The sequence below is a fragment of the Planomonospora algeriensis genome (assembly GCF_977012225.1).
On the sequence record NZ_CDRNDK010000139.1, the window covers coordinates 1 to 14015 of the forward strand.

Consider the following 14015-nt stretch of genomic DNA (forward strand, 5'->3'; position numbering starts at 1 on the left):
GGGCGGCGCCGGCGCCGCCCGGGATCGGGCGTCGCGGTGGGCCTTTCGGCCGTCACCGGAGATGCCACGGGATTACCTCTCTCGCGTCGGATCCGTCGGCGGGCCGGTCAGCCGTTCCAGCCGAGCAGCGTGCGGGCCTTCGCGCCCGCCTCGCTCAGCGCCTGCTTGGGCGCGACCTTGCCGGTGAGGGCCGACTCCAGCGCCGGGGCGATGATCTCGTCGTTGATCTGGATCCACTGCGGCACGGCGGGCCGGGCGCGCGTGGACTTGAGCGCCTCGATGAAGACCGCGTGCTCGGGACCCATCTTGGCCGCGGCGATCTCGGCGCCCTTGATGTTGGCCGGGTAGCCGCCGACCGCCTCGGCGAGCGCGACGCTGTTGTCGGCGGCGGTCAGGTGCTTGAGCCATTTCCAGGCCAGGTCGGCGTTCTCGGTGCCGGCGAAGACCACGGCGTTCTCGCCGCCGATGTTGCTGGCGGGCTCGTTCTTGTACGGCAGGGGCGCGACGCCGAAGTCCAGGTCCGGGAACTGGTCCCTGATGGTGGAGATGTCCCACGGGCCGCTGATCGTCATGGCCGCCAGGCCGTTCTCGAACGCCTTGTCGGCGTCGGTGACGCTGCGCGGGGAGGACTTCAGCAGGTCCACCCAGAGCTGCAGGGCGTCGACGGCGGGCTGCTCGTCGAAGGTGACCTTCTTCGCCTTCTCGTCGACGAGGGTGCCGCCCGCGCCGGCCACGAAACCGGGCCACATCCAGGCGCCGTAGCCGTCGCCCTTGGGCACCACGATGCCGGCGGTCTTCGAGTCCGCCTTGTGCACGCTCTCGGAGACCTGCTTGAGCTCGTCCCAGGTCTTGGGCGGGGCCGGCACGAGCTTCTTGTTGTAGTAGAGCCCGACCGTGGTGATGTCGAGGGGGACTCCGTAGAGCTTGCCGCCGACCCGGTTGGTCTCCAAGCCCCCGGCGTAGAACTCCTTCTCGTCGATCGTCCCGGCGGGCACCTCGAGGATCGTGCCGTCCAGCGCGTACCGGGAGACCAGCGGCTGGTCGAGGTAGCCGCCGTCGGGGACGTTCTTGCTGGCGATCGCGGTGCCCAGCTTGGTGTTGTAGTCGTCCTTGGGGATCTGGACGAGCTTGACCGTGACGCCGTTGGCCTTCTCGAAGTCCGTCCGGAGCTTCTCCAGGATCTGCCCGCCCTGCGGGGTGAGCGGCTGGAACGTCCAGAACGTCAGCGTCTTGCCGTCCTGCGCCGCACCGCCGCCGCTCCCGCAGGCCGCGAGACCCGCCACCATCGCCGCGACCGCGAGGGCTGCGCGCGTTCTTCTGATCATCGTGGTTCTCCTTCGGGGGGTAGGGGTGCGCTGCGTGCCGCACGGCGGCGTGTCACCACAGCTCAAGGCGTTCCTGGAGACTCCTCACAACATAGTGCAAACCTTAAAAAAAGATAGAATGTGATTGGGAACACTTCGATAACACGGCGGGCGGCGTGCCGCGGGAGCCTGGATCCGGCATAGTCGGCGGGGCATCACGACGCCAGGCACCGGATGACTTACTTCACGGCCTGACCTAACATGGCCGCAGCTCCGGGGGAAGGAAGACCATGGTCAGGCCCGAACGCAGGACGGTACGCGACCTCCGCAAGGGGAACCGGGCGGTGCTGCTGCGGACGCTCTACTTCGCCGGGCCGACCAGCCGCCACGAGCTCACCGGCCTGACCGGCCTGAGCGCCGCCTCGGTCAGCAACGTGACCGGCGACCTCATCGCCGACGGCGTCGTCGTCGAGGCCGGCCTGGTCGAGTCCGACGGCGGGCGCCCCCGGGTGCTGCTCCGCGTCGACCCCGAGTTCGGCTACGCCATCGGGGTGGACGTCGGGGAGACCCACGTGCGCGTCGAGCTGTTCGACCTCGACATGAACGAGCGGGCCAAGGCCGACCACCCCCTGCACCCGTCCCGGCACGACGTCGGGCTGGTCGCCGAGCACATCCTGTCCGGCATCGACGCCGTCCTGGCCGACAGCGGCGTCGATCCCGGCCGGGTCCTCGGCGTGGGCATCGGCGTGCCCGGCATCGTGGAGAGCGGGCCGGAGGCGCTCATCCACGCGCAGACCTTCGGCTGGGACGCGGTCCCGCTGGGCACGCTCCTGCGCGCGGGCACCTCGCTCCCCCTCTACGTCGACAACGGCGCCAAGACGATGGGCCAGGCCGAGCTCTGGTTCGGCGCCGGGCGCGGGACCCGCCACACCATCGTCGCGCTGATCGGCTCCGGGGCCGGGGCCAGCATCATCACCGACGGCATCACCTACCGCGGCGCCAACAGCAGCGCCGGCGAATGGGGACACACCAAGATCGAGTTCCGGGGCCGGGCCTGCCGCTGCGGGGGCCGGGGCTGCCTGGAGGCCTACATCGGGGCGGAGAGCATCCTGGCGCGCGCCGGGATGCCCGCCGGGACCGTCGACGAGCAGGCGGTCCTGGCCGAACTGGTCGCCTCGGGCCACCCCGTCGTCGACGAGACGGCCGACTACCTCGGGGCCGGCCTGGCCAACCTGATCAACCTGTTCAACCCCGAGCGCATCGTCATCGGCGGGTGGGCCGGGCTCCTGCTGGGCCAGCACCGGCTCACCAGGATCAAGCAGGCCGCGGCCGAGAACTCCCTGGCGCAGCCGTACGAGACCGCCTCCATCGTGCTGGGCCGCCTCGGCCCCGACGCGGTGGCGCTCGGCGCGGCCACCCTCGTGATGGAGGAGTTCCTGCTCGGCCGGACCGCCCCGGCCGCCTCGCAGCCCACGGCGAGCTGAGCCGTCCGCCCCCGGTCGTCCCGGCCCGCCCGGTCGCTCCGCCCGCCGGCCGTTCCCGGCCCCTCAGGCGTCCGAGGCCCCTCAGCCGCCCGGGAACCTTCCGGCGGGGAACCCTCAGGCGCCGAGGTCCCGGACGGCGTTGTCGAGCCGCTCCGCCAGCAGGTCCACCTGCTCCTCGGTGATCGTGCCGCCGCCGAGGAAGCGGTCCAGGTCGCGGCGGCGCGCGACGACCAGCCTGCGGTGCTCGTCGTCGATCCGCTCCTCGGGCAGGACCACGCAGTCCCCGCGGACGAAGACCAGTGCCGCCTCCGGGTCGGACGACTCCAGCAGCTGCCGGACGCATTCTCGTTCGATGAGTGCCATGGGATGCCTCCTCGCCGCCGGGGTCTCCCGCCGCGCGATCGGTTGCCGGACAGTTCTCGTTCCCGCTGACCTCCGAACGACCCGTCAAAGCGGGATAAAACTGGATAAAGGGCCACGACTCACGCCAGGCAGCGCAGTTCGGAGCGGAGTTCGCGGTCGAGCGCGTCCTCCAGCGCCCGGTCGAGCGGGTGGTCGTCCGGCAGCCGGCCGACCGTCGCCTCGACGAAGACCGGCGCCGGCACCTGGGCGCTCACCCCGTGCGCGCACACCCAGATCCGCTCGGCGGTCACCTCGACCTGGACCGCGGGATCCCGTTCGGCGAGCGCGAACACGCCCACCTCGGTCCGCCACCAGATCCGGTGGTCGGCCTCGCCCTCCCCCACCGGCGCCCGCACGTCGTCGGCGTGGGTGGCGTACTCGGAGGCGTAGTGGAAGGCCTGCAGGCCCACCGGGTACGGCCCGGCCGCGGTCGGCAGCACCCCGTCGCGGCCGAGCGCGCGCATGCGCCGGCGCGTCTCGGCGTTGCGGTGCCGCCACTCGGCGAGCACGTCCTCCACCGGCAGGCCGCGGCGGCGCCGTACGCACCAGTCGTTGAACCCGGCCAGACCCCCCTCGACGCCCTCGCGGACGAGCATCGCGAAGAACCCGCCGACGTCGTCGTCCAGGCAGGCGTGGTTGTACAGCTCCTCCCCCGCCAGGTGGGCCAGGACGTCGCGTACCGACCAGCCGGCGCACCGGGAGGGCCGGTCCCACGCCTCCGCCCCCAACCGGGAGAAGTGGCGGTCCAGCCGCTCCGCCTCGGCGTCGAACAGGTCGAATGGATTGAAATGAGCTAATTCGTCCGGTTCTCTGGTCATGTCAACGGTGATACCCCGGGACACCGCCGCGGAACGGCACCCCGGGGCGGGACCGGCGGCCCGGGGAAGGGCCGGGCCGCCGGAGCTCTCACCGGTGGACGCGACCGGACCTCCGAGGCGGGCGCGCGACACCCCGCCAGACGGCGGGCGGCGAATCAGGGAGCGCTCTCGCAGCAGAGGTTCCCCCGCCTTCCGAAGAGTTGTCAAGCGTACGGCTCACCGTCCTGCAACGATCCACGCTCCTCCCGGAAACGATCTCCCCGTTTCTGGGAGCGTTCCCCCGATCACCCAGATTTCACCAGAGATGGCAGTTGACCTGCTCTTATACGGAGATATGTGAGAGAACGCTCTCTCAACGGGAGGCTCTGGAGTCGCCTGGTAACGGCGATCGTTATGCGCCAGACCGTTGACATGGGACCCGAGAGAGAACAACCTCTCCAGAGAGCGCTCTCTTTACGATCATTCAAAGGACCCTGGGAGGGTTCCATGGGCAAGCTCCGCCCCCTCGCCCCGATGCTCGCCGCGGTCGCGCTGACCGCGAGCGTGGCCGCCTGCGGCAGCGGCGGCACCGACGCCGGCACCACCTCCGCGGGCGGCTCCGGCGCGCCGGCCGAGAAGGTCAAGCTGACCGTCGCGCTGTTCAGCGACTTCCACTACGCGCCGCTGTACGAGGAGTTCAAGAAGACCCACCCCAACGTGGAGATCGTGGAGCGCGCGCGCAGTTCAACGACCACCACACCAACCTCATCACCCAGCTGGCCACCGGGGCCGGGGCCGCGGACGTCGTCGCCGTCGAGGGCGGCTACGTCGGCGCCTTCACCCCCAACCCCGGCAAGTTCCACGACCTCAAGCAGTTCGGCCTCGACAAGCGGCAGGGCGAGTACCTCGACTGGAAGTGGCAGCAGGGCGTCTCCAACGACGGCTCCTCCCTCATGGGCCTGGGCACCGACGTCGGCGGCCTGGCCATGTGCTACCGCCCCGACCTGTTCAAGAAGGCCGGCCTGCCCACCGGCCGCGACGAGGTCTCGGCGCTCTGGCCGACCTGGGAGCAGTACATCGAGGCGGGCAAGAAGTTCACCGCCGCGAACGTGCCCGGCGCCAAGTTCACCGACGGCCCCGGCGAGCACTTCCGCGCCATGGTCGACCAGGCCCCGACCGGCTACTACGACGACCAGTACAACGTCATCGCCGGGACCAACCCGGAGGTGAAGAAGGCCTTCGACCTGTCCGTCAAGATGATCGACGCGGGCCTGTCCGCCAAGCTCCCCGCCTTCACCCCGCCGTGGAACACCGGCATCGTCAAGGGCAGCTTCGCCACCATGGTCTGCCCCGCGTGGAAGACCGGCACGATCAAGGACCAGAAGCCCGGTGAGGGCGCCTGGGACATCGCCGCGGTGCCCGGCGGCGGCGGCAACCAGGGCGGCACCCACCTGATGGTCCCCAAGCAGAGCAAGCACCCCAAGGAGGCCGCCGAGCTGATCGACCTGCTGACCAGCAAGGAGAGCCAGATCAAGCTCTTCAAGGAGGCCAGCGCGCTGCCCTCGCTGCCCGAGCTGTACGACGACCCGGCCGTCGCCGAGTTCGTCAACCCGTACTTCGGCAACGCCCCGATCGGGAAGATCTTCACCGACGCGGCCAAGGCGCTCAAGCCGCAGAAGGTCGGCCCCAAGGCCGGTGACATCCTCAAGGCCTTCGGCGACGGCCTCCAGCGGATCGAGCAGGGCAAGCAGAAGCCCGACGAGGCCTGGGCGCAGGCGCTCAAGGACGTCGAGAAGATCAAGTAACCCGTACCCGAGTCTCCGAGAGGAGCCGCCATGGCCACGCGCGCACCGGACCGCCCGGCGGCCGCCCCACCGGGCAGACCGGTGCGGGCCCGCCGCGGCCTCCGCCGCCACCTGGTCCACCAGCTCGACACCAAGGCCTCGCCCTACGCCTACGTGGCCCCCTTCTTCCTGCTGTTCTCCGCCTTCGGGCTCTTCCCCCTGGCCTACACCGCCTGGGTGAGCCTGCACGAGTGGACGCTGCTGGAGGACGAGCACGCCTTCGTCGGCCTGGAGAACTTCAGGACGCTGCTCGCCGACGACTACTTCTGGAACGCCGCCTTCAACACCCTGTCCATCGGGGTGCTGTCCACGGCCCCGCAGCTGCTGCTGGCCATCTGGCTGGCCCACCTGCTCAACCGGCCGCTGCGGGCGCAGACCTTCCTGCGCATCACGCTGCTGCTGCCCAACGTGACCAGCGTGGTCGCGGTGGTGGTCATCTTCAGCCAGCTGTTCGGCCGGGACTTCGGCATGATCAACTGGATGCTCTCCTGGTTCGGGGTGGGGGGCGTCGCCTGGAACGAGGGCGTGGCCACCTCGCACGCCGCCATCTCCGTCATGATCATGTGGCGGTGGACGGGCTACAACGCGCTGATCTTCCTGGCCGCGATGCAGGCCGTACCGCGCGAGCTGTACGAGGCCGCCACCCTCGACGGCGCGAGCGGGCTGACCCAGCTGCGCAGGATCACCATCCCGATGATCAAGCCGACGATCGTCTTCGTCGTCATCACCTCGACGATCGGCGCCATGCAGGTCCTGGCCGAACCGCTGCTGTTCGGCTCCTACACGGTCACCGGCGGCGTGGACCGGCAGTACCAGACGCTCTCGCTGTTCATCTACGAGAACTTCACCCGGCTCGACTTCGGCTACGCCTCGGCCATCTCCTGGATGATGTTCCTCTTCATCATCCTGGTCGCCGGCGTCAACTACCTGCTCACCCGCCGCGCGAAGGGAGGTCTGACGTGACCGCCCAGCCGATGTCCACCGCGTCCACCGCGTCTCCGGCGTCTCCGGCGTCCCCGGCGCCGAAGGCGCCTGCGGGAACGGTCCGGCGCCGCTTCGACGGCGCCCGCCGGCTCACCTACCTCACGCTGCTGGCGGTGGCGTTCTTCTCCGCGCTCCCGCTCTACTACAGCGTCGTGGTGGCCTCCCGCGACAACGCGGCGCTGGCGGACGTGCCGCCCCCGCTGGTGCCCGGCGGGAACTTCTTCGCCAACGTCGCCCGCGTCTTCGACACCGTGCCCTTCGCCCTGGCGCTGGCCAACTCCGTCATCGTGGCCGGGTCCATCGCCCTGGCGGTGATGTTCTTCTCCACCCTCGCCGGGTTCGCCTTCGCCAAGCTGCGCTTCCGCGGCAGGAACGCGCTGCTGCTGCTCACCGTGGCGACCATGATGGTCCCGACCCAGCTCGGCATCATCCCGCTCTACATGCTCATGGTGAAGCTGGAGTGGACCGGCACGCTGTACGCGCTGATCGTGCCCGCGCTGGTCAACGCGTTCGGCGTCTTCTTCATGACGCAGTACCTGTCGCGGGCGCTGCCGACCGAGCTGCTGGAGGCCGGCCGGGTCGACGGCTGCACCACCTGGGGCCTGTTCTGGCACGTGGTGCTCCCCGTCGCCCGCCCGGCGGCGGCCGTCCTCGGCATGCTCACCTTCATGTCGGCCTGGAACGACTACTTCTGGCCGCTGGTCGTCCTGACCCCGGAGAACCCGACGGTCCAGGTCGCCCTGTCCACGCTGGCCGCAGGCTACGTCAACGACTACGTGCTCGGCCTGGCCGGCACCGCGCTCGGCACGCTGCCGCTGGTCATCGTCTTCGGCCTGCTCGGCAAGCAGATCATCGGAGGAATCATGCAAGGAGCCGTCAAAGGATGACCGTCGTCAACACTCGGGGGACCGCGCCTTCGCTCCTCACCGGAGGGCGGGCGGACTTCCCCGCGGGCTTCGTCTGGGGCGCCGCGACGGCGTCCTACCAGATCGAGGGGGCGGCGAAGGAGGACGGCCGCGGCCGGTCCATCTGGGACGCCTTCTCCCACACGCCCGGCAAGGTGGCCGACGGCGACACCGGCGACGTCGCCTGCGACCACTACCACCGCCACGCCGAGGACGTGCGGCTCATGGGCGAGCTGGGGCTGCACGCCTACCGCTTCTCGGTGGCCTGGCCCCGGATCCAGGCCGACGGCACGGGCCCGGCCAATCCGCGGGGGCTCGCCTTCTACGACCGGCTCGTCGACGAGCTGCTCGCGGCGGGCATCACCCCGTACACGACGCTCTACCACTGGGACCTGCCGCAAGCGCTGCAGGAGCGCGGCGGCTGGGCCGACCGCGACACCGCGTACCGGTTCGCCGAGTACGCCGAGCTCGTGCACGCCCGGCTGGGCGACCGCGTCGCGCACTGGACCACGCTGAACGAGCCGTGGGTCTCGGCCTTCCTCGGTTACGCCTCCGGGGTGCACGCGCCGGGCGAGCAGGACCCTGCGGCCGCCTTCCGCGCCGCCCACCACCTGCTGCTCGGCCACGGCCTGGCGGCGCGGGCGCTGCGCGCGGCCGGTGCCCGGGAGATCTCCCTGGTGGTCAACTCCGCGCCGGTCCTGACCCCCGCGCAGGTGGCCGATCCCTCGGCCCCGGTCGCGGAGGCCGACGCCGAGGCGGTGCGCCGGGTGGACGCGCTGCTCACCCGGCAGTTCCTCGACCCGGCGCTGCGCGGGGAGTACCCCGCCGAGGTGCTGGAGATCGTCGAACGGCACGGCGGGCTCGGGCACCTCGCCGACGGCGACCTGGAGACCATCCGCCAGCCGATCGACCTGGTCGGGATCAACTACTACAACCCCTGTGTGGTGGAGTCGGGCCCCGGCGAGCCGGCGAACCCGGCCTGGCCGGGCACCGAGGACGTGCGGTTCTGCCCGGCGGAGGGGCCGCTGACCGCGATGGGCTGGCCGATCGTGCCGACCGGGCTCTCCCGGCTGCTGCTCCGGCTCTCGGCGGACTATCCCGAGGTCGGTCTGATCGTCACCGAGAACGGCGCGGCCTTCGACGACACCGTGGAGGAGGACGGCCGGGTCCGCGACACCCGCCGGACCGCCTACCTGGACGGCCACCTGCGCGCCGTGCACGCCGCGATCGAGGGCGGCGCGGACCTGCGCGGCTATATCGTATGGTCGCTGCTGGACAACTTCGAGTGGGCCGAGGGCTACCGCCGGAGGTTCGGGATCGTGCACGTCGACTTCGACACCCAGCGGCGGACCCTCAAGGACAGCGCGTTGTGGTACCGCGACGTCATCCAGCGGAACGGAGTGCTCGGACAGGCATGAAACGACCCACCTTGGAGGCGGTCGCCGCCCGGGCCGGAGTGTCCAAGTCGAGCGTCTCCAGGGTCGTCAACGGCCGGCACACGGTCACGCCGGAGATCCGCGACCTCGTGCTGCGGGCCGTCAAGGAGCTGGGCTACGTGCCCAACCCCGCGGCCCGCAGCCTGGTGACCCAGCGCACGGACGCGGTCGCTGTGGTCGTCTCCGATCCGCCGGCCGGGCTCGTCTCGGACGATCCGATGTTCTCCGCGGTCGTCCGCGCCGCCAGCCGCGAACTGGAGGCGGCGGGCAAGCAGGTCGTCCTGATGATCGCGGGCTCGGCCGAGAGCCACCGGCGCGTGCAGCGGTTCGTCTCGGCCGGGCACGTGGACGGCGTCATGCTCGTGTCGATGCACGGGTCCGACCCGCTGCCCGCGGCGCTGGCCCGGCTGGGCCTGCCGATGGTCTCCCACGGCAGGCTCACGGCCCCGGTGGACGTGCCCTTCGCCGACAACGACAACCTCGGCGGCGCCGCCCAGGCGGTCCGGCACCTGCTCGACCAGGGCCGGCGCCGGATCGCCACGATCTCCGGCCCGCCGGACATGCCGGCCTCGCAGGACAGGCTCGCCGCCTACCGCGACACGCTGCGCGGCACCGGCAGCCGGTCGATCGCCGCCATCGGCGACTTCACCCGGATCTCCGGGGCGGAGGCCATGCGCCAGCTCCTGCGGGACGACCCGGCGCTGGACGCGGTGTTCGCCGCCAACGACCTCATGGCGGTCGGCGCCCTGCGGGCGCTGCGCGAGGCGGGCCGCCGGGTCCCCGACGACGTGGCCGTCGTGGGCTACGACGACATCGAGGCCGCCCTCTACACCGATCCCCCGCTCACCACGGTGCGCAGCCCCATGGGCGAGCAGGCGGCGGCCTCCGCCCGCCTGCTGCTCGCCTTGCTGGAGGGCGGTCCCGCCGACCCGGTGATCCTCCCCGCGGAGCTGGTGGTGCGCGAGTCGGCCTGACCTCCCGCCGTACGGCCTCCGGGCGACTGGACCGATCATGAGTTCCGGTACTTTCCCGAGGGCGGGCGGCGGCTGAGGCCCGGCTGACCGGAGCGCTGTGAAGTGAACCGGCCCAGGCCCCGCCGGCGGCCGGAGGACCTCGCCGTCACCCCGGTTCGCCGAGCCATCGGTCGAACCACCCGCGAGTACGCCGGAGTAGATCGACCCGGTGGTTGCGCTCCCTGATCGAGTGCCCCTCGCGCGGATAGACGACGAACTCGTGCTCGACGCCGAAACGGCGCAGCGCCCGATGGAAGAACACCGCCTGACCGAGCGGAACGTTCGTGTCGTCCTCACCGTGCAGGATCAGGACCGGGGTACGGATCCCCGCGGCGAACGAGATCGGGCTGAGCCGGTCGTGGCTGTGCGGGCCGGGTCCCTCCCAGCCGCGGCTGCCGGCCAGTCCGGCTTCCAGGGCCCCCAGCTCACCGGTCGCGGCCTGCATCCCCCAGTCGCTGATCCCCGCGCCCATCAGCGCGGCCTTGAACCGGTCCGTCTGCCCGACCGCCCACGCGGCCATGAATCCGCCGTGGCTCCATCCACCGATGCCGAGCCGGTCCGGATCGGCCACCCCGTCGTTGATCAACAGGTCGATCCCGCTGACGATGTCGGTCCATTCGTCGAGGCCGACTCTGCCCGCGACCGCCGTCGCGAACGCGTGGCCGTGCCCCTGGCCGCCCCGGGGGTTGGGCAGGAAGACCGCGTATCCCGCGGTCGCCAGCCACTGCGCCGACGGGAAAGAGCCGCCGTCGAACTCGTCGGCGTGCCGGTCGTACGGGCCGCCGTGCACCAGGGTGACGAGCGGGAAGGGCCCGTCCCGCCGGCACCTGCCGGCCGGCAGGATCAGGAGTCCGTCCAGGTCGAGCCCGTCGCCGGCCTGGTAGGAGAGACGTTCCTGGGTGCCCCACGTGATCCGGCGCAGTTCCGGTCTGGTGTCGCTGAGCCGGGCCAGTGGGCCGCCGGGCGGGCCGGCATGGACGTTCTTCGGCTCGTGGGCCGTGCCCGCCAGCACGGCGATCGCCTCACCCGAGCGGCTCGCCGTGAGTGAATCCATCCGGCCGCTCCGCGTGGACACCCGCCGGAAGCGTTGCAGGCCGGGATCGAGCCGGTGGATCGCGGTGTCGAGGCCGTCGGCGAACAGCGCCAGAGGCGCACCGTCGGCGACCTGCGCCAGGTGGGTCGGGCAGACCGTCATGCCTGCGGTCAGGTCGCGATGCCCGGCCGCGGCGCCCGCCGCCGGGACGGCGACGTCGAAGACGGCGAAGCCGTCCACCAGCGCGGGAGGGGGCATCGCCAGGTAGGCCACCCGCCAGACACCGTGGACGCTCCACCAGATCGGCGAGCGCGCCTCCGGCTCGATCCGGCCGAGATCGTGAATCGCGCCGCTGCGGGGATCGACCACGTGCAACTCGGCGGTGAACGTGCCGGGATCGATCTCCGGGCAGGCCCGGCTGATGACCGCCAAGGGTCCACCGTCCGGTCGCTGGACCACTTCGACGACGTGCCGGTCGCGGAGGCCGTCCACCGTTCGCAGTTCGCGCGTGCCCAGATCGAGCAGGCACAGCCGGCCTGTGGGCACCCGCTCTTCCCACACCGTCGCGTCGTCCCCTTCGGTCCGGCGCCGCTCGTCCTCCCGGCTCGGCTCGTCCTCGGCGATCAGGGCGACCACTTCGCCGTCGGCGAGCGGCCAGTGGTCGGTGATCCCGCCTCGCCAGGCGGTCAGCGTCTCGGGGGCACCACCGTCGAGCCGCACCCGGTGCAGCCGGCCACCCGACCGGAAGAAGAGCGACCCCGAGTCCGGCGCCCAGCGTGGGACGCCCTCGCACGCCGTACCGGGGGCCGGCTCCCTGGGAGGCGAGCTTCCGTCGGCGGCGGCCACCCACAGCGCGCCGACCGGGAGTCGGCCCCGGCCGAACGAGGCCACCACGTAGGCGACCCGGGTGCCGTCCGGGGAGATCACCGGAGATCTCGGCACGGCCCCGTCCACGATCAGCTCGGCGGTCGGCCGCGGTGCGCCTTCACTCATGCGGCGTACCCTTCCGTTCCGTCATCAGAGGCACCGGCACATCCTGCCGTAACGGGACACGGGATGTCGCGCATGCGCGCCAGGGATGATCTTTGCGCTGGAATACCGAGCCGGTCGCAAGTCCGGGACCATCGGTAGCGCGGGCCGATGCCGGCCCCGAGTCCAGGACGGCAACGCGCGGTCGGCGGAGCGCCGGGGCGCTCAGCCGTACCGCAGCGCGTTCACGACCACCGCGAAGAAGATCAGCACGACCACGCCGACCGCGAGCATGCCCCGGACCGCGGCCCAGGCGTCCGCCTTGGCCTTGGGGATCTTGTCCGCCGCCGTCTTCGCGTCCTTGATCGCACTCCCCCAGCCCGCCCACGTGTCCCGTGTCCGCTGGAAGCGCCTCCCGACGAAGAACGCGATCGACGCGATCACGATGATGATGAGGACCCGGCCGTCCGAAGTGCCCATGGGCGACTCCTGTGGGGAGTGAGGCGTGGTTTTCGCGCACTCACCGTACGCCCGCGGTCACGTTCCGGCTACTGGAATCTCCCAACCCGCGGACGGCCCGGACCGTTCAGGGGGGCTCAGGGGACGGCTCAAGGGGCGGCTCAAGGGGCGGCTCAAGGGGCGGCGATGTGCACGACCTTGGTGTGGGTCATCTCGTCGAGCAGCTCGGGGCCGTACCCGAAGCCCTCCCCGCTCGCCCCGAGGGGCTGCGCCGCACCGCCCGGCGCCCCGCCGAAGACCGCGTTGACCTTCACCGTGCCCGCGCGCAGCTCGCGCCAGGCCCGCTGCGCGTGGGTGAGCGAGGGAGTGAGCACCGTGGCGGCCAGGCCGTACTCCCCCGCGTTCGCCAGGGCCAGCGCCTCGTCGAAGCCCTCGACGACGCGGACCGCCGCGACCGGCCCGAACGTCTCCTCCCGCAGCACCGCCATGTCGTCGGTGCAGTCGGCCAGCACGGTGGCCGGGTAGAAGGCGCCCGGCCCGTCGGGGATCCGGCCGCCGGCCAGCAGGCGCGCCCCCGCGGCGACCGCCGCGCGCACGTGCTCGTGCACGGTCTCGCGCTGCCTGCGGTCGACGAGCGGGCCGAGCGTGGTCGCCTCATCCAGGCCGGGGCCCGTGCGCAGCGCCTCCGCCGCGGCGACGAGGGAGGTGGTGAACGGCTCGGCGACGGAGCGGTGGACGTAGATCCGCTCCACGGAGACGCAGATCTGGCCCGCGTTGGCGAAGCAGCCCAGGGCGGCCTGCTCGGCGGCCCATTTCGGATCGATCCCCGCGTCCACGATCAGCGGGTCCTTGCCGCCGTTCTCCCGCAGCACCCGGCAGCGGGCGGCGGCGGCGATCTCGCGCCCGGCCGCGGTGGAGCCCACGTGGGCGAGCAGGTCCAGGTCCGGGTGGGCGGCGAGCGGCGCACCGGCGCTCCGGTCCCCCGCGACCATGGTGAGCACGCCCGGCGGCAGGTCCCCGGCGAGCAGCTCGACCAGGCGGGCGCCGGTGTGCGGGGTGCGCTCGGAGGGTTTGTGCACCACGGTGTTCCCGGTGACCAGCGCGGCGCCGACCAGGCCGCAGGCGATCGCCACCGGGTCGTTCCAGGGGGTGATGACGCCGACGACGCCGCGCGGCTCGCGGACCATCAGGTCGGTCGCGCCCCAGCCGCCCTGGAGGCTGCGCCCGCCGTGCAGGGGGCCCAGCTCGGCGTACTGCTCCAGGGTGCCGGCCCCGGCCTCCACCCCGCCCCGCGCGTCCGCCAGCGGCTTGCCCATCTCCGCCGTCACCAGCCGGGCGAGCCGTCGGCGTGCTCCCTGACCCGGGCGGCGGCGCGGCGCAGCAGC

12 protein-coding genes are annotated in these 14015 nt (G+C 71.9%); 6 read left to right on the plus strand and 6 right to left on the minus strand.

The genetic code is table 11. The annotated features are described in order from the left end of the window. Positions 1-107 precede the first annotated feature (107 nt). Complete coding sequence (locus ACWJ6R_RS16410; protein ID WP_449063051.1) at positions 108-1325, minus strand: ABC transporter substrate-binding protein; 1218 nt, start codon at positions 1323-1325, stop codon at positions 108-110. 269 nt (positions 1326-1594) lie between these two features. Here ACWJ6R_RS16410 and ACWJ6R_RS16415 point away from each other — a divergent pair, with 269 nt between their 5' ends. Then, the gene (locus ACWJ6R_RS16415) at positions 1595-2788 is read left to right on the plus strand and encodes an ROK family protein (RefSeq protein WP_449063052.1); all 1194 of its coding nucleotides are present in this window, start codon (positions 1595-1597) and stop codon (positions 2786-2788) included. A gap of 114 nt (positions 2789-2902) precedes the next feature. On the opposite strand, the gene ACWJ6R_RS16420 is transcribed toward ACWJ6R_RS16415, so the two are convergent. Both ACWJ6R_RS16420 and ACWJ6R_RS16425 read right to left on the minus strand, forming a co-directional pair. Then, complete coding sequence (locus tag ACWJ6R_RS16420) at positions 2903-3151, minus strand: hypothetical protein (protein ID WP_449063053.1); 249 nt, start codon at positions 3149-3151, stop codon at positions 2903-2905. A 119-nt stretch (positions 3152-3270) separates the two neighbouring features. Next, on the minus strand, positions 3271-4008 hold the full coding sequence (locus tag ACWJ6R_RS16425) for a maleylpyruvate isomerase family mycothiol-dependent enzyme (protein WP_449063054.1): 738 nt from the start codon (positions 4006-4008) through the stop codon (positions 3271-3273). A gap of 755 nt (positions 4009-4763) precedes the next feature. On the opposite strand from ACWJ6R_RS16425, the gene ACWJ6R_RS16430 reads away from it, so the two are divergent. The 5 genes from ACWJ6R_RS16430 to ACWJ6R_RS16450 are packed head-to-tail and all read left to right on the plus strand — an operon-like array spanning position 4764 to position 10130. After that, entirely contained in the window at positions 4764-5792 is a 1029-nt protein-coding gene (locus tag ACWJ6R_RS16430; protein ID WP_449063061.1) for an extracellular solute-binding protein, read from the plus strand. A 30-nt stretch (positions 5793-5822) separates the two neighbouring features. Continuing rightward, positions 5823-6794: a carbohydrate ABC transporter permease gene (locus ACWJ6R_RS16435; protein WP_449063055.1), complete on the plus strand. Its 972-nt coding sequence runs from the start codon at positions 5823-5825 to the stop codon at positions 6792-6794. Then, positions 6791-7702, plus strand: a complete 912-nt coding sequence (locus tag ACWJ6R_RS16440; RefSeq protein ID WP_449063056.1) for a carbohydrate ABC transporter permease — start codon at positions 6791-6793, stop codon at positions 7700-7702. The genes ACWJ6R_RS16435 and ACWJ6R_RS16440 overlap by 4 nt, the downstream gene beginning before the upstream one ends. After that, positions 7699-9138: a GH1 family beta-glucosidase gene (locus ACWJ6R_RS16445; RefSeq protein WP_449063057.1), complete on the plus strand. Its 1440-nt coding sequence runs from the start codon at positions 7699-7701 to the stop codon at positions 9136-9138. Before ACWJ6R_RS16440 ends, ACWJ6R_RS16445 begins: the two co-directional genes overlap by 4 nt. After that, positions 9135-10130: a LacI family DNA-binding transcriptional regulator gene (locus ACWJ6R_RS16450; protein ID WP_449063058.1), complete on the plus strand. Its 996-nt coding sequence runs from the start codon at positions 9135-9137 to the stop codon at positions 10128-10130. Before ACWJ6R_RS16445 ends, ACWJ6R_RS16450 begins: the two co-directional genes overlap by 4 nt. A 145-nt stretch (positions 10131-10275) precedes the next feature. Here ACWJ6R_RS16450 and ACWJ6R_RS16455 read toward each other — a convergent pair whose 3' ends face one another. The 3 genes from ACWJ6R_RS16455 to ACWJ6R_RS16465 all read right to left on the minus strand — a co-directional run. Beyond that, positions 10276-12195, minus strand: coding sequence for a S9 family peptidase (locus ACWJ6R_RS16455; RefSeq protein WP_449063059.1), 1920 nt, complete (start codon positions 12193-12195; stop codon positions 10276-10278). A 201-nt stretch (positions 12196-12396) separates the two neighbouring features. After that, positions 12397-12651, minus strand: coding sequence for a hypothetical protein (locus tag ACWJ6R_RS16460; RefSeq protein WP_191892978.1), 255 nt, complete (start codon positions 12649-12651; stop codon positions 12397-12399). A gap of 152 nt (positions 12652-12803) precedes the next feature. Further along, positions 12804-14015: aldehyde dehydrogenase family protein (locus ACWJ6R_RS16465; protein ID WP_449063060.1), on the minus strand; the 1212-nt coding region annotated here is incomplete at its 5' end.